The sequence below is a fragment of the Stenotrophomonas sp. CFBP 13718 genome (assembly GCF_014842145.1).
Taxonomy (GTDB): domain Bacteria; phylum Pseudomonadota; class Gammaproteobacteria; order Xanthomonadales; family Xanthomonadaceae; genus Stenotrophomonas.
This window is the reverse complement of the sequence record NZ_JACYVC010000003.1, coordinates 163,982-186,268: the sequence shown is the minus strand read 5'-3', so window position 1 is coordinate 186,268 and position 22,287 is coordinate 163,982. Positions and strand designations below refer to the sequence as shown.

At 65.8% G+C, this 22,287-nt stretch carries 14 protein-coding genes; 5 read left to right on the top strand and 9 right to left on the bottom strand.

Annotation, left to right across the window (positions count from 1 at the left end):
• Positions 1-79 precede the first annotated feature (79 nt).
• Positions 80-2,599, bottom strand: a complete 2,520-nt coding sequence (locus IFT58_RS06795) for a PepSY domain-containing protein (protein ID WP_192094271.1) — start codon at positions 2,597-2,599, stop codon at positions 80-82.
• A 223-nt stretch (positions 2,600-2,822) separates the two neighbouring features.
• On the opposite strand from IFT58_RS06795, the gene IFT58_RS06790 reads away from it, so the two are divergent.
• Positions 2,823-4,115, top strand: a complete 1,293-nt coding sequence (locus IFT58_RS06790) for an anti-phage deoxyguanosine triphosphatase (protein ID WP_197974564.1) — start codon at positions 2,823-2,825, stop codon at positions 4,113-4,115.
• Here IFT58_RS06790 and IFT58_RS06785 read toward each other — a convergent pair.
• The 4 genes from IFT58_RS06785 to IFT58_RS06770 all read right to left on the bottom strand — a co-directional run bounded on the left by IFT58_RS06785 (position 4,095) and on the right by IFT58_RS06770 (position 9,272).
• Positions 4,095-4,667, bottom strand: a complete 573-nt coding sequence (locus IFT58_RS06785) for a redoxin family protein (protein WP_192094270.1) — start codon at positions 4,665-4,667, stop codon at positions 4,095-4,097. The genes IFT58_RS06790 and IFT58_RS06785 overlap by 21 nt on opposite strands.
• Entirely contained in the window at positions 4,664-7,057 is a 2,394-nt protein-coding gene (locus tag IFT58_RS06780; protein ID WP_192094418.1) for a protein-disulfide reductase DsbD, read from the bottom strand. The genes IFT58_RS06785 and IFT58_RS06780 overlap by 4 nt, the downstream gene beginning before the upstream one ends.
• 14 nt (positions 7,058-7,071) lie before the next feature.
• Positions 7,072-7,410 (bottom strand): divalent-cation tolerance protein CutA, encoded by a 339-nt coding sequence (cutA, locus tag IFT58_RS06775; protein WP_192094269.1) that lies wholly within the window; start codon positions 7,408-7,410, stop codon positions 7,072-7,074.
• A gap of 68 nt (positions 7,411-7,478) precedes the next feature.
• Positions 7,479-9,272: an endonuclease gene (locus IFT58_RS06770; protein WP_192094268.1), complete on the bottom strand. Its 1,794-nt coding sequence runs from the start codon at positions 9,270-9,272 to the stop codon at positions 7,479-7,481.
• A 270-nt stretch (positions 9,273-9,542) separates the two neighbouring features.
• Here IFT58_RS06770 and IFT58_RS06765 point away from each other — a divergent pair, with 270 nt between their 5' ends.
• Together IFT58_RS06765 and groL are read left to right on the top strand one after the other, a co-directional pair.
• A complete protein-coding gene (locus tag IFT58_RS06765; protein WP_188325157.1) occupies positions 9,543-9,833 on the top strand; it encodes a co-chaperone GroES in 291 nt (96 codons plus the stop codon).
• Positions 9,834-9,905: 72 nt separating this feature from the next.
• On the top strand, positions 9,906-11,555 hold the full coding sequence (gene groL, locus IFT58_RS06760) for a chaperonin GroEL (protein ID WP_188325156.1): 1,650 nt from the start codon (positions 9,906-9,908) through the stop codon (positions 11,553-11,555).
• Between the two features lie 188 nt (positions 11,556-11,743).
• On the opposite strand, the gene IFT58_RS06755 is transcribed toward groL, so the two are convergent.
• Positions 11,744-12,154 carry an HIT family protein gene (locus tag IFT58_RS06755; protein WP_192094267.1) on the bottom strand — a complete coding sequence of 137 codons (411 nt, stop codon included), beginning with the start codon at positions 12,152-12,154 and terminating at the stop codon, positions 11,744-11,746.
• 578 nt (positions 12,155-12,732) lie between these two features.
• Here IFT58_RS06755 and IFT58_RS06750 point away from each other — a divergent pair.
• Together IFT58_RS06750 and IFT58_RS06745 are read left to right on the top strand one after the other, a co-directional pair.
• Positions 12,733-13,011 carry a DUF1090 family protein gene (locus IFT58_RS06750; RefSeq protein ID WP_192094266.1) on the top strand — a complete coding sequence of 93 codons (279 nt, stop codon included), beginning with the start codon at positions 12,733-12,735 and terminating at the stop codon, positions 13,009-13,011.
• A 246-nt stretch (positions 13,012-13,257) separates the two neighbouring features.
• Positions 13,258-14,352: a 3-deoxy-7-phosphoheptulonate synthase gene (locus tag IFT58_RS06745; RefSeq protein ID WP_192094265.1), complete on the top strand. Its 1,095-nt coding sequence runs from the start codon at positions 13,258-13,260 to the stop codon at positions 14,350-14,352.
• Between the two features lie 522 nt (positions 14,353-14,874).
• Here the strand turns inward: IFT58_RS06745 and IFT58_RS06740 are convergent.
• From IFT58_RS06740 to IFT58_RS06730, 3 genes are read right to left on the bottom strand one after another with little or no spacing between them, the layout of a single operon-like run.
• Positions 14,875-17,934 carry an efflux RND transporter permease subunit gene (locus tag IFT58_RS06740; RefSeq protein WP_342029538.1) on the bottom strand — a complete coding sequence of 1,020 codons (3,060 nt, stop codon included), beginning with the start codon at positions 17,932-17,934 and terminating at the stop codon, positions 14,875-14,877.
• On the bottom strand, positions 17,931-21,038 hold the full coding sequence (locus IFT58_RS06735; RefSeq protein ID WP_192094264.1) for a multidrug efflux RND transporter permease subunit: 3,108 nt from the start codon (positions 21,036-21,038) through the stop codon (positions 17,931-17,933). The genes IFT58_RS06740 and IFT58_RS06735 overlap by 4 nt, the downstream gene beginning before the upstream one ends.
• Entirely contained in the window at positions 21,035-22,198 is a 1,164-nt protein-coding gene (locus IFT58_RS06730) for an MdtA/MuxA family multidrug efflux RND transporter periplasmic adaptor subunit (protein ID WP_192094263.1), read from the bottom strand. Before IFT58_RS06730 ends, IFT58_RS06735 begins: the two co-directional genes overlap by 4 nt.
• Between the last annotated feature and the right edge of the window lie 89 nt (positions 22,199-22,287).

Sequence of the window (22,287 nt, the reverse complement as noted above, 5' to 3'; positions counted from 1 at the left end):
GGCTCTACCGGGTAGACGCCACCGGGTAGGCGTCACCGGGTAGGCGCCACCGGGTCGGTGCCAGCGCGCCAGCCGTCGCTCAGTACACGTCGCGGCGGTAGCGGCCTTCTGCCAGCAGGGCGTCCAGGGCGTCTTCGCCCAGTGTCTCGCGCAGTACGTCATCCACGCCTTGCGCCATGCCCTGCAGCGAGCCGCAGACATACAGGCATGCGCCATCGGCGATCCAGTGGCGAAGCTCTGCGCTGGCCGCGCGCAGCAGGTCCTGCACATATAGGCGCGTTTCGCCGTCGCGCGACCACGCAAGATCCACGCGCACCAAGTGCCGCTGTGCTTGCCAATCCCGCAGCTCATCGGCATACAACGCATCGCAGGCCTGCTGGCGTTCACCGAACAGCAGCCAGTGCCCGTGGTGCCCCGCTGCATGGGCTTCGCGCAACAGGCTGCGCAGCCCTGCGATACCGGTGCCGTTGCCGATCAGGATCATCGGCGGCGCATCGGCATGCCGATGGAAACCGGCATTGCGGCGAACACGCGCATGCACGGATCCCGCCACCGGCGCGTGGTGTGCCAGCCAGCCCGACCCCAGCCCCTCGCGACCAGCGGCGTCGTACACCAGGCGGACCACCAGCTGCACCGTGCCATCGGCCGCGCAGGAGGCGATCGAGTACTCGCGTGGCGGCAGCCGCGGCAGCTCATCCAGCCAGTGCACCGCGTCGTGCACGGCCTGTACCTGGGTGGCATCGGGCAACACGCGCACTGCGGCTGCATCGCCGACGCGTACCGTTGCGCCATCCACGTGCACCCACGCATCCGCATCCACGCCGGCGGCGTGCAGGACGGCCTGTACGTGCGCATCGCCCTGCCGGGGAGCTACCTGCAGGATGTCCCCGGCCTGCCAGCCGGTGCCGGGCGGTGGCTGAAGGGTGATCTGCCAGATCGCACCGCCCTGGCTGCCCGGATTGAGCAGCACGCGCTCCACCAGTGACCATTCCTGCAGGGCGCTCGGGCTTGTATCCGCCTCGAGTGCCTCGATGCCGGTCAACGCCACCAGGTGCTGCTGCCAGCGCTGCAGCGCGCGTGCATCATCGCCATCCACTTCGACGCAGGGGAACAGCGCCGCCGCCCCTTGTTCACCCAGCCAGGTCTCCACCCGGCGCGCGAATCCACAGAAGCGCGCGTACTGACGATCACCCAGTGCGAGCATCGCGTAGCCCAACCCGGGCAACGCCTGCGCCTGCGCCAGTACGTTGCGTTCGAACACCCGCGCGCTGTCCGGTGCTTCGCCGTCGCCGAACGTGCTGACCACGAACAGGGCGCGTTCGGTCTGCTGCAGGGTGGCCACATCCAATCGGGCCAACGGCTGCACCTGCACGCGCATGCCGGCCGCCTGCAACTGGCCGGCCGCGCGCCAGGCCAGCTGCTCGGCCTGGCCGCTCTGGCTGGCAAAGGACACCAGCCACGCCGGCCCGCTGGCGTCGCCGGTGACATCAAGCGCAGGAAGGTCGACACGTGAGGCGCGTACCGCGCGTTTCTTCGCCCGACGATCCAGGTACAGCATCCAGCCGGTGACGAAGAACAGCACCATCATCAGGCTGGACAGCATCACGATGAGGCGGCCGGGCAGGCCGAAGAAGCTGCCCGAATGCAGTGCGAACATGCTGGTCAACACTTTGCCGCCTGCATCCAGGCTGCCGTAGGCGCGCTGTTCGAGGAGCGCACCGCTGGAGGGATCAAGCTGCAGTACGTCGTGGGCGCGGTCGTGGTGCGTGCTGCTGGCCGACATCACGCGCACGGTCAGCGGCCGGTCGCCACGGGCCGGCAAGCGCAGGTCGATATAGCCCTCGCGTACGCCGGGCAGGGCGTACAACGTGGCCTGCACGCGCTGCAGGTTCAACGTGCCCTCGCCCTGCAGCACGGCCGGTGTTTCCCTTTCGCCGCCCAGCACGCGGGTCAGGCCATCGCGGTACCAGTCGAACGACCACCACAACCCGGTGAGCACGATCAGCAGATAGACCGGCAGCACCCACGTGCCGATCACCGAATGCAGGCTCCACAGGAAGCTGCGGCCACGGTGCTTCCACTCCACGGCGAACCAGCTGCGCCAGTTCCACCACTGCCGCGGCCAGCGCAGGTAGATGCCCGACAGCACGAACACCAGCAGGAAGATCGTGCAGATACCGGTGACCAGCTGCCCTCGCTCGCCGGCCACCAGGCGACGGTGCAGGTCTTCCATGAAATCGAAGAACGCCTGTCCCCGCAGCGCACTGAACGACTCGCCGGTGTAGGGATCGAAATAGACCCAGTTATCGCGTCCGCCGTCGAAGCGGGCCACTGAGGGGCGCTGGCCTGTCGCGTCCACGCGCAGCCGCTGCAACGGGGTGTCACTCGAAGCGGCAAGGGTGTCCACCAGGGTATCCAATGGCAATGCCTGTTGCCCGTCCGCATGCTGGGTCGCCACGGCGGCGAAGCCGGGATTCAGCGCGCGCAGCAGCTCGTCCTCGAACGACAGCGTGGCGCCGGTGAGGCCCATCAGGGCGAGCACGGTGCCGGCAGTGATGCCGAGGAACCAGTGCACCTGGAAAAGAACGTTCTTGAACATCGGGGGAGGGGGAACCGGTACCGCCAGTGGGGGCTGGCTGCTGCGCAGGAAGTGGCGATGCGGATGGCATTCATGCCATTAGCAAATGAGAATCACTCGCACAGTGTTCCGGTCCAAGGCTTCCGGGTCAAGCTTTGATCGAATAGTGTCAGTGCAGAGCTGCTCAAGCTGGAATCATTTGGAGCCGATAAGGCTTATTAATCGATCATGCAAGGAGGCGATCATGGATATTTGGGCTGAGCGGCAGGGTGAGAGTGGGCGGGTGGATTCGTGGCGCGACCCATATGGCAGGGACAGAGCGCGAGTGATTCATTCGGGTTACTTCCGAAGGCTTCAGGGGAAAACTCAGGTTCTGGGGTTGGGTGAAAGTGACTTCTATCGAACGCGACTTACTCACTCCATCGAAGTTGCACAGATCGCGAGTGGCATAGTTGAAGCGCTGAGGGCCATCAAGGATGACCCTTCTTGCGAGTTCTTGCCGTCGCCTCAGCTTATCGAGGCGATCGCGTTGGCTCATGACATCGGTCATCCGCCCTTTGGCCATGGCGGTGAGGTTGCACTCAACTACTGTATGCGCGATCACGATGGTTTTGAGGGAAATGCGCAGACTTTACGAATCGCAACGCGTTTAGGCGAGTACAGTGAAGAATGTGGTTTGAACTTGACCCGTAGAACATTGCTTGGCTTGATCAAGTACCCAGTGCTTCACTCTCGAGTTGTTAATAAAATTCAATATGGCGACCTCAATAGCTCGCTCAATCTTGATAATTTTAAGCCGCCAAAATGTATCTACGATTCCGACGCGCATGCACTTGATTTCGTTTTGAGTCCGCTCCCCGGTGCGGAGAAAAGTAAATTCTGTCAGGCTGATGGTTCGCCAAAAAAGCACGCCAAATCCTGCTTCAAAAGCCTCGACACATCTATCATGGAGCTGGCCGACGATATAGCGTACGGGGTTCACGATCTCGAAGACGCAATAGCGCTTCGTTTTGTAAATGAAAAGCAGTGGAGGCTTGAAGTTTACGGTCCGATTAAGGATGTGGCGGCCTCTCTTCCGCTTTCGGCTGAAATCGATTGGATAACTGATGAGCTCTTCAGTGGATCAAGTTTAAAGAGAAAGCATGCTGTCAGCTACTTGGTCGGATGGTTCATCAGAAAATGTGGCCTAGCGCCGCGCAATGTTTTCAGCGACCAAATATTCGATCTCACCGCGGAGATGAATCCGCAGGCCAAAAGCGAGCTGGAGCTTCTCAAGAGCTTTGTGGTTAAAAACGTAATCAAGTCTGCGGAAGTCCAGTCTTTGGAATATAAGGGACAGCAGATGGTGATCCGGCTATTTGAAGCGCTTGATGCAAATCCAATGCGACTGCTCCCCGATAAACAGAGAATCGACTTCGAAATCTCTGGGCAGCGAGCTATTTGTGACTATTTGGCTGGGATGACAGACGATTACGCGACAAGGCTTTACCATAAGATATTCACCCCATCATCGGGCTCAGTTTTCGACAAGCTTTGACTTTCCAGAGGAGGAGGTTGCCCACGCGGCAATCTCCCTCGGGGCAAAAGGCCCGAGCTTGCGGCGCACGATGCGGCCCTGCGCATCCACCAGCACGCTGTAGGGCAGCAGGCCCTGCGTATTGCCCAGGCGCACGCTGGCGTCGTCGCGGCCCGGCGTGTCCAGCACGATGGGATAGCCCACTGGCACCCGCTGCAGGAAGTCCTGCACGCCTTCCCTGGTGTCCAGTGCCAGGCCCAGCACCTGCACGCCCTGGTCGCCCTGCGCGTCGGCAAAGCGAGCCAACTCGGGCATTTCCTCAACGCAGGGGCCGCACCAGCTGGCCCAGACGTTGACCAGCAGCGGCCGTCCACGGAACGCGGCAAGGTCCACCGGGGTCCCGGACAGGTCCGGCAGCACGATGGCGGGCAGCGGCGATCCGATGGGATCTGCAGCCTTCGCCTGCCGGGAAACGGGGGCCGCCCCACGCTCTTCCATCACGTGCCCGGCCCACAGGCCCAGGCCACCGGCCAGCACCGCCGTCCACAGCAGTGCGGGCCGCAGGCGCGTCACCGCGCAGTACGCAGCAAGGCCTCTTCGGCCAGCGCCTGGGTCAGCACCGAAGGCAGCACGATCGGCGGTGCGCCGGGGCCATACACCACGTACAGCGGCACGCCCACGGCTTTGTGCTCATCGAGGAACGCGGTGATTTGCGGATCCACGTTGGTGTAGTCGCCGCGCATGTACACCGCATTGGTCCTGCGCAGCAGGTCCTGGAACGCGGGGCGCGACAGTACGGCGCGTTCGTTGGCCTTGCAGGTGACGCACCAGTCGGCGGTCATGTTGACGAACACCACGCGGTTGTCGCCGCGCAGCCGGTCCAGCATCTCCGGCGAATAGGCCACCGCGTTCTCGCCGGCGGCCTGTGCACCGGCAACCGGCGCCGCCAGTCGGCTCACGCCCCACACCGGTACCAGCGCCGCCAGGATCACCACGCCGGCCAGCACCGCACCGATGCGCTGGCTGCGCCAGCGGCTGCGCTCGAACCACCACAGGCCCAGCGCCAGCAGAACCAGCCCGGCCAGTACGAAGGCCATCGCGTCCACGCCGCGCTGCTTGCCCAGCACCCACAACAGCCACAGGGCGGTGGCATACATCGGGAACGCCAGGACGTGCTTGAGGGTCTCCATCCAGGCTCCCGGACGCGGCAGGCGGCGGGCCAGCGAGGGCACGAAGCCGACCAGCAGGAACGGCAGCGCCAGGCCCAGGCCCAATGCCAGGAACACCAGCATCGACTGCACCGCCGGTGCGGCGAAGGCATAGGCCAGTGCCGGGCCCATGAACGGCGCAACGCACGGGCTGGCGACCACGCACGCCAGCACGCCGGTGAAGAAGTCGCCCATCGGGCCACTACGCGAGGCCAGCGACTGGCCGATGCCGCCGACACTGCCGCCCAGCGTGAAAACGCCGGACAGGCTCAGGCCGACGGCGAACATCAGGTACACCAGGGTGGCGATGAACCACGGATGCTGCAGCTGGAACCCCCAGCCGGCCGCCTGGCCCGCGGCGCGCAATGCCAGCACCAACGCGCCGATCACCGCAAAGGCCACCAGGACGCCGGCGGTGTACCACAGGGCATGCGCCCGCGCGCGCTGGCGGCTTTCACCGCTCTGCGCCAAGCCCAGCACTTTCAGGGAAAGGATCGGCAGTACGCAGGGCATCAGGTTCAGTACCAGTCCACCGGCGAGCGCCAGCAGCAGCACCATCAGCAGACCCTTGAAGGTGGTCGTCGGCGCCGACGTAGGCGGCGGCGTGCGCTGCGCATTGCCTGCGCTGGCGTCGGGGCTGGGGGCTGCGGCATCGGCGGTCCGGGCCACGGTGTTGTCATCGGGCAGCGGGTCCGGCGTTATCGCAACCAGGCGCCGCCCATCGGTGGATCCACCACTGCCGCCGCCGTCGGTGCGCTGTGCTTCGCGCGGTAGCGCGGCCGGCAGCTCGGTCGCCGCTGTGGTGCCGGCAACGCCGTTGTCGACGGTGCCGGCGGGGATAGCAAGCTTCACCCGGCGGGTCATTGGCGGATAGCAGATGCCGTCGGTCTGGCAGCCTTGGAAGGTGACGACCAAGGTGGCATCGACCGGACCCGGACGGGTGCGCTGCAACGGCAGGGCCACATCGGTCTGATCGAAATACACCGCGACATCACCGAAGTGCTCGTCGCGGTGCGAGCGCGCCGCCGGCCAACGCAGCGGCTGCAGGCGCACGCCGTTGGCGCCTTCCAGCTTCAGCGAGGTGCGGCCGCGATACAGGTAATACCCGTTGGCCGGGGTGAAGCGCAGCAGCAGCGCATTCCCGTCGTCGACGATGGCGTCGAAGCCGAAGGCTTTCTCCGCCGGCAGCGGCAACGACTGCGTCGCGCTGGCCGTCCCGGGCAGCCGCAGGCCGCCACCGGCGCTGCCCAGCGGGCTGCCGAGCAGGGCCGCCGCGCCGCCGCTACGGACCGCTGAACCCGCTGTTTCCGTGTCAGCGCCACCGCCGGGCAGGGCGACCTGGATCACCCGCTTCTGCGGCGGGTAGCACACGCCCGCATCGGCGCAGCCCTGGTAGCGGACTTCCACGCTGACCGTGCCGGCGTCGGCTGTCGGCTGGCCGGGCAGGGTCGCCACCAGCTGCTGCCGGTAGGTTTCCACTTCGCCGAAGAAATCATCGTGGTGGCGATCACCGGCCGGCATCTTCAGGGTGCCTGCATTGAATGCGGGATCGGCCTTGACGCTGGTGCGATGGCGGTACAGGTAATAGCCCGGTGCGATCTTCCACTGCAGCTCGATCTGGCCGCGCTGCGGAGCCGTGGCGCTGAGCGCGAACGCTTCATCCACCGGCAGCAGGTCTTTCTCGCTCAGGGCCCACGCGGGCAGGGCCAGGGCCAGCAGCGCACACAGGGCAGCGCCGCGACGGGCAAGCGTCATCAATCCAAAGGTGTTCAAGCGTGTTCCTCCCGGGTCTGCGCCCGGATCCAATCCAGATAGGCCGGCAAGCCGGCGCGTGCTTCGACCGCGATGCACTCGGGGAGTTCATACGGATGCAGTTCGACCAGCCGCGCCATGGTGGCATCGAGTCGGCTGGCCGTGGTCTTCACCAGCAGCTGCAGCTCGGTGTCCGTGGTCACTTCGCCCTGCCAGCGGTACGTGGACCGCGCGCCCTCCTGGCGGGTAACGCACGCCGCCAACCGCTCACCTACCAATGCGTGCGCGATGCGCTCGGCAGTGGCCAGGTCAGGGCAGGTGGTGAACAACAGCAGCACGGGATCGGCGGTCGACATCGCCGCCGAGTATAGGGCCCCGGTCCGCGCAGGAGGCCGGACCGGGGCTCAGGCAGATCAGCAGCGCATCAGTTGGCCAGCTGGCAGCTGGCCGGCTTCGCTGAGGTGAACAGGGCCGGGGTGGCCCACTCGGGGTGGTCGATGAAGGGGTTGCGGTTGCCCTGGAAGCTGTAGATCACCTCGTTGCGGGCCCGCTCGGCATCGGTCGGTGGGTCGGCCAGATGCCAGTCGATCAGGGTGGACAGCAGGCCCATGTAAGCCGGCGAGCTGCTGGTCTTGACGATTTTGCTGCGGTCGTCGGTCAGCTCCAGGTCCGGTTCGGACTGGCCAGTTGCGGCATCTTTGCCCCCCTCATAGCGGATGGCCATGTACATCACCGCGCGGGCCATGTCGCCCTTGCGCTTGCCCCACACCTCGAACGTGCCCTGGTTGCCATCCGGCGTGCGCACCCAGTTCGAATTGCCGGGATAGGCGCCGCTGCCGCCGCCCTGGCCGTTGTTCGACTCGGTGGCGCGCTCGCCGCAGTTGCTGTCGCACTTGGCGAACGGCTTGTTGCCCCGGTCGGCATTCCACTGCGCATCGGTCAGGTACAGCATGTGGGTATCGGTATACGGCGCGTACGGCAGGCCTTTGTCGCCGGAGGTGCTGGCAAAACCCAGCGAGTTCGGCCAGGTGTGCTCGCGGTTGTAGGTCAGGCCGCTGCCGGTGCCCGCGCGCGCGCTGCCCTTGACGTAGCTGCGGTTGCGGTAGGCATCCAGCACGTTGCCGGCGTTGTTGGGATCTTCGTCGGCAATTTCCAGGATGGTCCAGGTACTGGTGCCGGACCCGCTGTACGGATACGCGGTGTGGCCCTTGATGGTGGCGTGCAACGAGCAGCGCAGCTGGCTGGGGCTGGAGGTGTTGACCTTGGAGTAGTACGCACCGGGGTTGCCCGGATTGCCCGGATCGGGGGTGCCGGTACTGCTGGCCACGGTGAAGGCGATGCGTGAATCCGCCGCCGGTCGCGCGCCCTGGCTGTCGCTGATGCGGCTGGCCCGGATGTCGAAGCGGCACGCTTCACCGGCCACCAGGGCGGTGTTGGTGGAAATTTTCAGGGTGCGGCCACTGGACGGATGGTTCAGCGGCACGCTGCCGGACTGGCCACAGCTCAGCGCGAACGCGCCGCTGGCCAGGGTCACGTTCTCGCTGAACACCACTTCCAGATCGCCGGCGGCGGGGAAGGTGCTGCTGCCCTGAGCGGGCAGGGTCGTGGACACCGACGGCGGCGTGTTCGGGCCCGGGGTGCCGGGGCTGCCGCTGAAGGTCTGGCTGGTGTTGCAGGCGCCGAACGTCTGCGCGGCCGATTCGGCCCAGGTGAAATGCGTGTACTGGCTGCCGCTGCCGGTCAGCTGCAGCGAGGTCCCCGGCGCGGTGCTGTTGCTTTCGGCAACCGGGATGTTCTGGCTGGTCATGCCGGCGGCCGGGCCGCTGCCGGCGGTGATGGTGCCCTCGTAACTGAGGAACTGCACCACCTTGCCACTGGCGTCGACCAGCGCGATGCCGTCGTTGGCCCCGTTCTGGATGCCGTTGGTCGGGTAGGTCACCACCGCGATGCGGGCGCTGCCGCAGGCCGCCGCCGTGCCCGCCGGAACCGCAGTGTTGGCGTACACGCTGGCTGCCGACGGCGTGCTGCCGTTGTACAGGTACAGGCGGTACCCGGACAGGTCCTCGCCGGCCGTGGCAACGACCTCGATCGCCTCGCCGACGTCCCCGGCCGGGGTGCTGTCGTCGTAGTGCAGTTCGTTGATGAAGACCTCGGCCCGGACGGGCGAGGTGGCCAGTGCCAGCAGGCAGGCAGCGGCTAGTGGTGACAGCAATCGCATCGACTACTCCTTGTGAGCGGATCCCCTGACGGCAATCTAAGCCGATTCCATGACATTTCTGTCGTATTCGGCACGCTTCTTATGGGGGGCGTGATCGGCATCACCAAAAAAGAAATTGAAGGAGCCCCTTGAAAGGGCAAGGCCGGGCTCCATCTCTGCTGTGTCCCGATCAGTTCGGGCTTTTTTCACGAGCGGTTCTGGCAGTCACCTCGGGTGAGTGCTAAAATCGCCGGACTTTTTCAGCACAATCAATAACTTGAGAGGTCTCACATGAGCAACTTGAAGCCGCTTCACGACCGCGTTGTAGTCAAGCCGATCGAAGCCGAGGAAGTGTCCGCCGGCGGCATCCTGATCCCGGATTCGGCCAAGGAAAAGTCGACCAAGGGTGAAGTCGTTGCCGTGGGTCCGGGCAAGGCACTGGACAACGGCAGCGTGCGCGCGCCGTCGCTGAAGGTTGGCGACAAGGTGATCTACGGCCAGTACGCCGGTAGCAGCTACAAGGAAGCTGGCGTGGAGTACAAGGTCCTGCGCGAAGACGACGTGCTCGCCGTCATCGGCTGAGCTGCATCCGCGCATCAAGCCGCCGGGCGTCGCCCGGCGCTACAACCGCATTTCAATTAAAAGGTAATCGCAATGGCTGCCAAAGATATTCGTTTCGGTGAAGACGCCCGCGCCCGCATGGTCCGCGGCGTCAACGTGCTCGCCAATGCCGTGAAGGCAACCCTGGGTCCGAAGGGCCGCAACGTCGTGCTCGAAAAGAGCTTCGGCGCGCCGACCATCACCAAGGACGGCGTCTCCGTCGCCAAGGAAATCGAACTGGCTGACAAGTTCGAGAACATGGGCGCGCAGATGGTGAAGGAAGTTGCTTCGCGCACCAATGACGACGCCGGCGACGGCACCACCACCGCGACCGTGCTGGCGCAGGCCCTGATCCGCGAAGGCGCCAAGGCCGTCGCGGCCGGCATGAACCCGATGGACCTCAAGCGCGGCATCGACAAGGCGGTCATCGCCGCAGTTGCCGAGCTGAAGAAGATCTCCCAGCCGACCGCTGACGACAAGGCGATTGCCCAGGTCGGTACGATCTCGGCCAACTCGGACGAGTCGATCGGCAACATCATCGCCGAAGCGATGAAGAAGGTTGGCAAGGAAGGCGTCATCACCGTTGAAGAAGGCTCGGGCCTGGACAACGAGCTGGACGTCGTCGAAGGCATGCAGTTCGACCGCGGCTACCTGTCCCCGTACTTCGTCAACAACCAGCAGGGCCAGACGGCCGACCTGGATGACCCGTACATCCTGCTGCACGACAAGAAGATCTCCAACGTACGTGACCTGCTGCCGGTGCTGGAAGGCGTCGCCAAGTCGGGCAAGCCGCTGCTGATCGTCGCTGAAGAAGTCGAAGGCGAAGCGCTGGCGACCCTGGTGGTCAACACCATCCGTGGCATCGTCAAGGTCGTGGCCGTCAAGGCACCGGGCTTCGGCGACCGTCGCAAGGCGATGCTGGAAGACATGGCCGTGCTGACCGGCGGTACCGTGATCTCCGAGGAAGTGGGCCTGTCGCTGGAGAAGGCCACCATCACCGATCTTGGCCGTGCCAAGAAGGTGCAGGTTTCCAAGGAAAACACCATCATCATCGACGGTGCCGGCGACGGTGCAGCGATCCAGTCGCGCGTCACCCAGATCAAGACGCAGATCGAAGACACCTCGTCCGATTACGACCGTGAGAAGCTGCAGGAGCGCGTGGCCAAGCTGGCCGGTGGCGTTGCAGTGATCAAGGTCGGCGCATCGACCGAAATCGAAATGAAGGAAAAGAAGGCCCGCGTTGAAGACGCCCTGCACGCTACCCGCGCAGCCGTCGAAGAAGGCGTGGTCCCGGGCGGCGGTGTGGCCCTGGTGCGTGCCCTGGTGGCCGTTGGCGACCTGAAGGGTGCCAATGAAGACCAGACCCACGGCATCCAGATCGCCCTGCGCGCCATGGAAGCCCCGCTGCGCGAGATCGTGGCCAACGCCGGTGAAGAGCCGTCGGTCATCCTGAACAAGGTGAAGGAAGGGACCGGCAACTACGGCTACAACGCCGGCAATGGCGAGTTCGGCGACATGGTCGAATTCGGCATCCTGGACCCGACCAAGGTGACCCGTTCTGCCCTGCAGAACGCCGCTTCGATCGCTGGCCTGATGATCACCACCGAAGCAATGGTGGCTGAAGCCCCGCGCAAGGAAGAGTCTGCTGGCGGCGGCGCTGGTGGCATGGGCGGTATGGGTGGCATGGGCGGTATGGACTTCTAAGTCCAACGCGTCCCGTAGCACCTGCATCATCAAAAACCCCGCCGGAAACGGCGGGGTTTTTTGTTGTAGTCACCGACCCCGGATCCGGTAGCGCCGAGCCATGCTCGGCGGCTCTCCGTTCCGGCAACGCGATACCTGACGCAGGCGGCGCTCCGCGCTCGCCGAGCGTGGCTCGGCGCTACCGGTCTTCAGCCGACTGCACTTCGTAATACGTCTCGTACACGCGCAAGAGCATCGGGGTTCGCCACGCGGTTGTTGCCGCCCACCCACGCAAATCCATCTCGCCGGACCCGCGGGAAGAGGTGGAGGTGGAAATGACCGAGGTCGTTGAATGCCCCATTGTTCTGCAGCAACGACACGCCATCGCACTGCAGCGTGCGCTCCAGCGTGGATGCAAGGCGCTTGGCGACCAGGAATAGTTCGGTTAGCAGATCGTCAGGCAGATCGGTGATGTCGGCATGGTGTTGTCGCGGACACAGGAGAATGTGCCCAGCGTTGATCGGCATGTGATCCAGGAAGCAGATGATGTGCTCGTTCTGCAAAATGACGTTTGCCTCCAGAGAGCCTGAAGTGATGGCGAACACAACGCAGGCTGGCATCGCGTCACTCCATGAAAACGCAACATACGGGCGATCTGCACCATGTGGGCTGCCCTACGAATACGGGCCCTGCGGTGGCATCTCAGTCGTGCACGTCGAGGAGCCACCTGTGCCGAAGCGCAAGGTGGCGGACGGTGCGGGTTGGCATACCGGCTGAGTGCCCCCCCAATGGACCGGCGGATCAAAGATCCCCGCGCACCGTCCACCATGAAGCGGGTGGTACGGTGCATTCTCTGTCCTGACTCCAAGCATGGGCAGAGTGCGGGGGGGATTACTCAAATCGGGATGCCAATCCCGGCGGGCCTTGTCGGTCCGCAGGCACATGATGCGCATTCCCTATGAGCGGAGCTATCAGGAAAGCTGCAGAACCGTCGCCGCGTGGATATCCGTTCCGGCACTTCGATGCCTGACGCAGTCCGCGCTGCGCGCTCGCCGAGCGCGGCTCGGCGCTACCGGGTTGCACTGCCGTGGTAGCGCCGAGCCATGCTCGGCGGCTTTCCGTTCCGGCAACGCGATACCGGGCTGCAGTGATGCGTGCCTCTGTCTCGCTGCGTTCTTACAGCCACGTCCGATGGCCGATGCGCGCTGTCTCGTTTTCACTGGGTGCCAGGGTGTACGCCTGTGCGGGGCAGGCGGATCGTGCTGAGCGCAAGGTGCGCAGTGCGCAGGAAGATGTCCGCAGATCGCAGGAGGATGTGCGCCGTGCGGAGCAGAACCTGCGCGACGCACGGGCACGGAACGATGAGGGAAAGATCAGCAAGCATCAGGAAAAGCTCAGCGAAAAGCAGCGTCGGCTGCGCGAGAAGCAGGATGACCTGCGTCGCACCCGCTCCGACCGAACGGCGCTGAACCACTGATTCACGTCGGGTCGATGTTGCGATTGAAACTGTTGCACTGGCGCATTTCTGTGCTAACAATACTGACCATGCACGCAGCCCACGCCAACTTTTATTGGTATTACTTTCCGAAGCCCCAGGCGGAGGAAGGACTGCGTTCACCCTGAAGAAACCTTCAGACGCATTCCCGAAAGCCGCCAGCGAACCTGGCGGCTTTTTTGTTGTCGCCGCGCTGGGGAACCCCACCCGCTTACCGAGATCCCCGCCATGCCCCCCCATACCGACGACCTCCGCATCCGCAAGATCGAACCGCTGGCCTCACCGGCAGAACTGCTGGCCCTGCTGCCCTGCGACGATGAAGCATCCGACACCGTCAGTGCCTCGCGCAGCGCGCTGCATGCCATCCTGCACGGGGCGGACGACCGTCTTGCCGTCGTAGTGGGGCCCTGTTCGATCCACGATCCCGCCGCCGCGATCGAATACGCGCAGAAGCTCAAGCCGTTGCGCGATGCGCTGGCGGGCGAACTGGAAATCGTCATGCGTGTGTACTTCGAAAAGCCGCGCACCACGGTGGGCTGGAAGGGGCTGATCAACGATCCGGACCTCGACGGCAGTTTCAACATCAACAAAGGCCTGCGTATTGCCCGTGGCCTGCTGCGCGACATCAACAAGCTGGGGCTGCCGGCCGGCGTGGAGTTCCTTGATGTGATCTCGCCGCAGTACATCGCCGACCTGGTGGCGTGGGGTGCGATCGGCGCACGTACCACCGAAAGCCAGGTGCATCGTGAGCTGGCGTCCGGCCTATCGTGCCCGGTTGGCTTCAAGAACGGGACCGACGGCAACATCAAGATCGCCGCCGATGCCGTTGGCGCGGCGATGAACCCCCATCATTTCCTGTCGGTGACCAAGCAGGGCGATACCGCGATCGTCGCCACGGCGGGCAATCCGGATTGCCACGTGATCCTGCGCGGCGGCAAGCAGCCCAACTACGATGCGGCCAGCATCGCCGATGCCTGCCAGGTGCTGACCAAGGCGCAGTTGTCCACGCGCCTGATGGTCGATGCCAGCCACGCCAACAGCCTGAAGAATCCGGACAACCAGCCCAAGGTGGTCGATGACATCGCCGCGCAGATGGCCGGCGGTGAGCAGCGTATCGTCGGGGTGATGATCGAGAGCAACCTGGTCGGCGGTCGGCAGGAGTTGGTGGAAGGCCAGCCGCTGGTGCACGGCCAGAGCATCACGGATGGCTGCATCGACTGGGCGACCACCGAAGTGGTGCTGGAGCGGTTGGCCGCTGCCGTGCGTGCGCGCCGCGAGGCCGTGGCGGCGCGGGAAGCAGAAGTGGAAGCGCAAGCCGCCTGAGCGGTGCAACGTGTGTGGAAGACGGTTGCTGCCTGCGGGGGCGCGCCGTCTTCAGCGGTGGCTGGCGGAGTTGGCAGCCATCGCGGCCGCATCGGCGATGCGCCTGGGACGGGATGCATTGAACCCGTTCCAGGTTCATCGCCGGGGTGGTGGACGAGGTAATGATCGCGATCTGGCGGGTGGGGTGAAGCCGCCTTGGTTGGGCCTCGCTGGTAGAGCCTCGCTGGTAGAGCCGACTTCAGTCGGCTGCGTGCCGGTCCGCGAGCGCGGGAGCAGCCGACTGAAGTCGGCTCTACCGAGGAGGCTGCGTGCCGGTCCGCGAGCGCGCGAGCAGCCGACTGAAGTCGGCTCTACCGGTCAGGCTGCGTGCCGGTCCGCGAGTGCGGGAGCAGCCGACTGAAGTCGGCTCTACCGGGTCGGCTGGGTGCCGGTCGCGAGTGTGGGAGCAGCCGACTGAAGTCGGCTCTACCGGGTTGGCTGGGTGCTGATCGCGAGCGCGGGAGCAGCCGACTGAAGTCGGCTCTACCGAGGACGCTGCAGTTTCGCCAGCGCCAGATACATTGCCGGGGTGGTGTACAGGGTCAGCAGCTGGCTGACCAGCAGCCCGCCGACGATGGCGATGCCCAGCGGGCGGCGCAGCTCCCAGCCTTCGCCGCCGCCGAGCATCAGCGGCAGGGTGCCCAGCAGCGCGGCGATGGAGGTCATCAGGATCGGTCGCAGACGCAGCCGTGCCGCCTCCATCACCGCATCGTGCGCACTGAGACCGCGCCGCTCGGCGGCCAGGGCGAAGTCGACCAGCAGGATGGTGTTCTTCATCACCACGCCGACCAGCAGGAACAGCCCCAACAGCGAGATCAGGTTGAGCTCGTTGTCGAACAGCAGCAGGGCGAGCAGGGCGCCGACGCCGGCCGACGGCAGCGTGGACAGGATCACCAGCGGCTGCAGGAAACTTTCATACAACACGCCCAGCACCAGGTACACCGCCAATGTGGCGCCCAGCAGCAGCCACAGCTGCCGTTGCCGCATCTGCTCCAGGCCGGCCGCTTCACCGGACAGCTTCGCCTGCACGGTGGCGGGCAGCATCAGCGTGGCCATGGCGCCGTTGATGGCGGTGACCGCCTGCTCCAGACCCACCCCGGGTGCCAGCGCGAACTCGATCCAGATGGAGGCGAACTGCTGGCTGTGGGAGACACGGTCCGACGCCATGCCATAGCGCCACGTGGCCACACTGGACAACGGGATGCGCTGGCCTTCCGCGCCGACCACCTGCAACTGCTGCAGCGTGGTCGGGTCCTGGGTATGCCGCGGGTCCAGTTCCATCACCACGCGGTACTGGTTGAGGGTGTCGTACAGCGTGGCGACCTGGCGTTGGCTGAAGGAGTTGTTGAGCACGGTGGCGATCGTGCGCAGGTCCACGCCATGGCGCGCGGCGGCTTCGCGGTCGATGTCCAGCACCACCTGGCGCATGCCGGCCTCGCCCTGTGCTTCCACATCCACCAGTTCCGGCAGGGACTTCAGCGCGGCGCTTACCTTCGGCGCCCACTCACGCAACGGCGCGAGGTCGGCGGCCAGCAACTGCAGTTCCTGCTTGCCGCTGTCGCCGGCACCTTCCAGGCGGATGTCCTGGTCCACCCACATGTACAGGTTGCCGCCAGGCAGCGGTGGCAGGTTCGCGCGCAGGCGCTCGATCACCTGCTGGCTGGATACCTTGCGTTCGGCCAAGGGCTTCATCTTGATCATGATGAAGGCATTGTTGACCCCCATGCCGCCGCCGATGTATCCGATGATGTCCTCGATCGCCGGATCATCCAGCAGCAGCTGGCGGTAGGCACTGATCTTGGGCTGCATTGCCTGGAATGACAGGCCGTCATCGCCACGCGCGAAGCCACGCAGCTGCGCGGTATCCTGCTGCGGCACCATGCCCTTGGGTACCTTCTGCAGCAACCAGGCATTGAGCGCGATCACGGCGACGAAGGCCAACAGCGGCCAGCGGAGCCGCTGCAGGCCCTTGTCCAGCGTGCGCAGGTAACCGGTACGCACCCGCTCGAACAACGCGTTGCTGCCGCGCTGCCATCGCGACGGCGTGCGCTGTGCATCGGTGAACAGATGCGCGCACAGCATCGGCACCAGGCTCAGTGCCACCACCACCGATACCGCCATCGCGGCCACCAGGGTCAGCGAGAACTCGCGGAACAACCGTTCAACGAAGTCATCCATGAACAGGATGGAGACGAAAACCACTGCCAGTGCGAGGTTCATCGACACCAGCGTTGCGGACACTTCACCCGCACCGCGTATCGCCGCCTGCCACCGATCGGCACCCAGCTCGCGATGGCGCGCGATGTTCTCCAGCACCACGATGGCGTCGTCCACCACCAGCACGGCGGCAACGATCAATGCCATCAGCGAGAGCGTGTTGAGCGAAAAGCCCAGCAGCGCGATCAGGGCCAGCGTGCCGAACAACACGACCGGGATGGCCACGCTGGGCACCAGTGCGGCACGCCAGTGACCGAGGAAGCCGAGCACCACCAGCACCACCAGCACGATCGCCAGCAGCAGGGTCAGCTCGGCCTCGTGCAGGGTGGCGCGGATGACCGGCGAGCGATCCATCACCAGTTGCATGTCGACGTTCGCCGGCAGCAGTGCATGCAGCTGGGGCAGCTGCTGCTGGATGGCGTCCACGGTGGCGATGATGTTCGCGCCGGGCTGGCGGCTGATGATCAACAGCACGGCGGGACGTTCGTTGTGGAAACCACTGGCGTAGCGGTCCTCTACGCCGTCCGCGACTTGTGCCACGTCACCCAGCCGCAAGGGGCGACCGTCCTTGATGGCAAGGGCGAGTTCGCGGTACTGCGCCGCTTCGCGCAGTTGCAGCGGTGCCTCCAGCTGCCACTGCCGCTCGGCGTTTCCTACTGCCCCCAGCGGCCGCAATGCGTTCGCACGCGCGATGGCCTGCGATACGTCATCCAGGGCCAGCCCGGCGTGATTCAACGCGTTCGGGTCCAGCGATACCCGCACGGCGGGCAATGCGCTGCCGCCGACCTGCACCTCGCCCACGCCGGGTACCTGTGACAGCTTCTGCGCCAGGACGGTGGAGCCGATGTCATACAGCTGGCCCGGCGACAGTATGTCCGAGGTCAGCGCCAAGGCCAGGATCGGTGCCTGCGATGGATTGACCTTGCGGTACTCCGGCATGCCGGGCATGCCACTGGGCAGCTGGCCGCGTGCCGCATTGATGGCGGCCTGCACTTCGCGCGCCGCTTCGTCGATGTTGCGGTCGAGCACGAACTCCAGCTCGATCTCCGTCTGCCCCTGCGAACTGGATGATTCGAGGTTCGTGATACCGGGAATGCTGCCGAGTGCGCGCTCCAAGGGCGTGGCCACCGTGGCCGCCATCGATTCGGGCGAGGCCCCGGGCAGGCTGGCGCTGATCTCGATGGCCGGATAATCGACCTGCGGCAGCGGTGCCACGGGCAGCAGGCGCAGCGCCATCAGGCCGGCAAGCACGAGGGCGACGGCGAGCAACGTGGTGGCGACCGGCCGCTGCACGCAGGCCTGGGCAATGCGCGCGCCCGGGTTCACGCCTTGGCCCCGCCGTCGGCCGGGATCGGAGCGGCCACGCGACGGCGCTGCAGGCGGTCGAAGGCGAGATAGATCACCGGCGTGGTGAACAAGGTCAGTACCTGGCTGACCAGCAATCCACCCACCATCACCCAGCCAAGCGGCTGGCGCAGTTCGGCGCCCGAGCCGCTGGCCAGCATCAGCGGTATCGCCCCGAACAGGGCCGCCAACGTGGTCATCAGGATCGGCCGGAAGCGCAGCAGCGCCGCCTGGTGGATCGCCTCGCGCGGTGCCATGCCCCGGGTGCGCTGTGCATCCAGCGCGAAGTCGATCATCATGATCGCGTTCTTTTTCACCAGCCCGATCAGCAGCACGATGCCGATCACCGCGATGAGGTCCAGGCTGCGCCCGCTGATCCACAGCGCGGCCAACGCACCCACCGTGGCCGAGGGCAGCGTGGACAGGATGGTGATGGGATGGATGAAGCTCTCATAGAGCACGCCCAGCACGATGTACATCACCACCACGGCCGCCAGGATCAGCCACAGCGTGCTGGACAGCGATCCGTTGAAGGCCGCAGCCGCGCCCTGCAGGCGCAGCTCGATGCTGGCCGGCAGCGCGATATCCGCCCGCGCGGCCTCGACCGCTGCGACGGCAGCGCCCAGCGATGCACCGGGCGCGAGGTTGAACGACAACGTGGCAGCCGGGAACTGGCCGACATGGTTGCGCAGCAGGGGCGCTGGGCCTTGTTCGATGCGCGCCACCGCACCCAGCGACACGGTCTGGTCCTCGGCATTGCGCACGCGCAGGCCGGCGATCGCATCCGGTCCGGGCTGGTGTGCAGGATCCGCCTCCAGCACCACGCGGTACTGGCTGGCCTGAGTGAAGATGGTGGAGATCTGCCGTTGCCCGTAGGCGTCGTACAGCGCATCGGCGACCGCTTCCACGGACACGCCCAGCCGGGCCGCTGCATCGCGATCGATCACCACGCGCGCCTGGCGGCCCTGCATCTGCAGGTCGCTGGCCACATCGCGCAGCACCGGCGAACGTTGCAACGCCTGCAGCAGCCGCGGCGTCCAGTCCTGCAGCGCATCGGTGTCCGGGCTGGTCAGGGTGAACTGGTACTGGCTGCGGCTGATGCGGTCTTCCAGTCCGAGTTCCTGCACGGGCTGCAGATACAACGTGATGCCGGGGATGTCGGCCACGCGCTGCTGCAGGCGGGCCATCACCGAAGCGACGTCGCCGCGTCCCTCGCCGCGTTGGCCGTGCGGCTTGAGCTCGATCAGCAGACGGCCCGTATTGAGGGCCGCGTTGTTGCCATCCACACCGATGTACGACGATAGGCTGGCCACCGCCGGGTCCTGCTCGATGGCCGCGGCAAGGGCCAGCTGGCGCTGGCGCATCGCCTGGAACGAAATCGCCTGCGGCGCTTCGCTGATGCCCTGCACCAGCCCGGCGTCCTGCACCGGGAAGAAGCCCTTGGGGACAGCGAAGTACAGCGCCACGGTCAGCAGCAACGTTGCCGCAGTGGCGATCAGCATCAACGGCTGGCGCTGCAGCACCCAGTGCAGTTGTCGGTCGTAAGCGGCGATGACACGGTCGAACATGTCGCCGCGCTGGCCGCTGCCCCCTTCGTGCTTGTTCGCGCCGGGGCGCAGGAAGCGTGCGCACAGCATCGGCGTCAGGGTCAGCGAGACCAGCAGCGAGATGCCGATGGCCACGGCCAGGGTGATGGCGAACTCATGGAACAGCGCGCCCACCAGATCAGCCATGAACAGCAGCGGGATCAATACGGCGATCAACGACACTGTCAGCGATACCAGGGTGAAGCCGATCTCGCTGGCGCCCTTGAGCGCTGCGTTCATCGGCGTCTCGCCTTCTTCCAGGTGCCGCGCGATGTTTTCCAGCATCACGATGGCATCGTCGACCACGAAACCCGTGGCAATGGTGAGTGCCATCAGCGTGAGGTTGTTGAGCGAAAAGCCGGCCAGCAGCATCACCGCGAACGTCCCCACCAGCGACAGCGGCACCGCGACACTGGGAATCAGCGTGGCCGAGGCACTGCGCAGGAACACGAAGGTCACCAACACCACCAGGCCGATGGCGAGCACCAGCTCCTTCTGTACGCCGCGGACCGACGCGCGGATGGACTCGGTGCGATCACTGAGCACCTGCAGTTCCACGCCCTTGGGTAGCGCCGCCTGCAACTGCGGCAGCAGCTCGCGCACGTGCTCCACCACCGCGATGACATTGGCCCCCGGCTGGCGCTGGATGTTCACCAGCACCGCAGGCGTGGTGCCGGACCACGCCGCCAGCTGCCGGTTCTCGGCACCGTCGCTGATGCTGGCCACGTCGCCCAGCCGCAGTGGCGCGCCGTCGCGCCACTTCAGTACCAGCGCGCGGTACTCCGCGACGCTGCGCATCTGGTCGTTCGCGTCGAGCATCACCGCGCGGATCGGCCCGTCGAAACTGCCCTTGGGCAAGTTGACGTTGGCGGCGGCAATCGCCGTGCGGACATGGTCCATGCCCAAGCCGTTGGCGGCCAATGCGGCAGGGTTGACCTGGATGCGTACGGCAGGGCGTTGGCCGCCGGCCAGGCTGACCAGGCCGACGCCCGGCAACTGTGACAAACGCTGCGCCACGCGCGTATCGACCAGATCGTGCACCTGCGGCAGGGCCATGCCCTGCGAGGTCACCGCCAGGGTCAGGATCGGGGTGTCGGCCGGATTGACCTTGCGGTAGACCGGCGGCACCGGCAGGTCGGCGGGCAGGAAACTGCCGGCGGTGTTGATCGCCGCCTGCACGTCCTGTTCGGCCACGCCCAGCGACACCTCCAGCCCGAACTGCAGCGTCACCACCGACGCGCCACCGGAACTGGTGGAGGACATCTGCTTCAGTCCCGGGATCTGGCCCAGCTGCTTCTCCAGGGGGGCGGTGACCATCCGCGTGGTCAGCTCGGGGCTGGCACCGGGATACAGCGTGGTGACCTGGATGATCGGGTAGTCGACCTGCGGCAGCGCCGCCACCGGCAGCAGCCGATACGACAGCACGCCGGCCAGCAGCAGCGCCACCATCAGCAGGGTGGTGGCGACCGGGCGCAGGATGAAAGGCCGCGACAGATTCATGCGCCGTCCTGCGCAGCGTCCTCGCTGATGATGCGCACGGCGCTGCCGTCTTCCAGTCCGTCGATGCCTTCCACCACCACCTTTTCGCCGGCCTTGAGCCCGCTGCGCACCGAGACGCGGCTGCCATCGGCCGGTCCCAGCACCACATCACGGCGTTGCGCCTTGTCATCCTGGTCGATCACATGCACGTAGTTGCCTTTGCTGCCGAACTGCACGGCGGCATCGGGAATCACCACGGCATCGTGCGCACCGAGCTGCAGGCGGATGTTGACGAACTGGTTGGGGAACAGCGCGTCATCGGCGTTGTCGAACTGCGCGCGCAGCTTCAAGGTGCCGGTGGCCGTGTCGATCACGTTGTCCACGCTGGACAGCACACCGTCGCCCAGCGCGGCGCGCTCTTCGCGGTCCCAGGCCTGCACCGCCAACGCCGGCGTGGCGCGCACGGCATCCAGCAGCGCCGGAAGTTCCGGTTCGGGTACGGTGAACAGCACGCTGATCGGTGCGGTCTGCGCCAGCGTGACCAGGCCATCGGCATCGCTGCTACGGATCAGGTTGCCCACGTCCACCCGTCGCAGGCCGAGCCGACCACTCACCGGTGCGGTGATACGGGTGTACTGCAACTGCAGGCGGGCTTCGTCCACCGTGGCCTGGTCGCTCAAGCGTCGCCCCTGCAGCTGCCGGACCTTGCTCTGCTGGTCACTGAGTTCCTGCCCGGACACATAGTTCTTTGCCTGCAGCTCGCGGAACCGCTGCAGCTGGCGCTCTGCATTTTCCAGTTCGGCCAGGTTCTGCTGCTGGGTGCCCTGTGCCTGGGCGAGACGCACCTCGTACGGGCGCGGATCGATCTGCGCGATCAGCTCGCCTGCACGGACGTGCTGGCCTTCGTCGACATGCAGCTTCAGCAGTTCACCATCGACGCGGCTGCGCACCACCACGCTGTGCAACGGGGTCACGGTACCGATGGCTTTCAGCCGCAACTGCAGCGGTTCGGCGCTGGCGCGCGCCACGCGCACCGGAGTCGGCTTGCGGCCGCCTTCATCGGTTGCCGGAGCAGCGTGCGGCCACGCCCACCATGCGATCAGCGCAACAAGCGCGACGAGGGAAGCTGCCAGCAGCAGCATGCGGTTACGGCGGAGGCGCGACGGTTCGGCAACGGACATGGGGCATCCTGCACCCTGCGCTGGCGCAGGGTAGTACTGCGCCAGGGACACGACTGCATCGCCTGGCAACGGGGGGAAGGGTTGTCTGG

Coding starts and splice junctions, on each gene's coding strand:
- IFT58_RS06795 (WP_192094271.1), bottom strand. CDS start 2,599: ATGTTCAAGAACGTTCTTTTCCAGGTGCACTGGTTCCTCGGCATCACT.
- IFT58_RS06790 (WP_197974564.1), top strand. CDS start 2,823: ATGGATATTTGGGCTGAGCGGCAGGGTGAGAGTGGGCGGGTGGATTCG.
- IFT58_RS06780 (WP_192094418.1), bottom strand. CDS start 7,057: ATGACGCTTGCCCGTCGCGGCGCTGCCCTGTGTGCGCTGCTGGCCCTG.
- cutA (WP_192094269.1), bottom strand. CDS start 7,410: ATGTCGACCGCCGATCCCGTGCTGCTGTTGTTCACCACCTGCCCTGAC.
- IFT58_RS06770 (WP_192094268.1), bottom strand. CDS start 9,272: ATGCGATTGCTGTCACCACTAGCCGCTGCCTGCCTGCTGGCACTGGCC.
- IFT58_RS06765 (WP_188325157.1), top strand. CDS start 9,543: ATGAGCAACTTGAAGCCGCTTCACGACCGCGTTGTAGTCAAGCCGATC.
- groL (WP_188325156.1), top strand. CDS start 9,906: ATGGCTGCCAAAGATATTCGTTTCGGTGAAGACGCCCGCGCCCGCATG.
- IFT58_RS06755 (WP_192094267.1), bottom strand. CDS start 12,154: ATGCCAGCCTGCGTTGTGTTCGCCATCACTTCAGGCTCTCTGGAGGCA.
- IFT58_RS06750 (WP_192094266.1), top strand. CDS start 12,733: ATGCGCGCTGTCTCGTTTTCACTGGGTGCCAGGGTGTACGCCTGTGCG.
- IFT58_RS06745 (WP_192094265.1), top strand. CDS start 13,258: ATGCCCCCCCATACCGACGACCTCCGCATCCGCAAGATCGAACCGCTG.
- IFT58_RS06735 (WP_192094264.1), bottom strand. CDS start 21,038: ATGAATCTGTCGCGGCCTTTCATCCTGCGCCCGGTCGCCACCACCCTG.
- IFT58_RS06730 (WP_192094263.1), bottom strand. CDS start 22,198: ATGTCCGTTGCCGAACCGTCGCGCCTCCGCCGTAACCGCATGCTGCTG.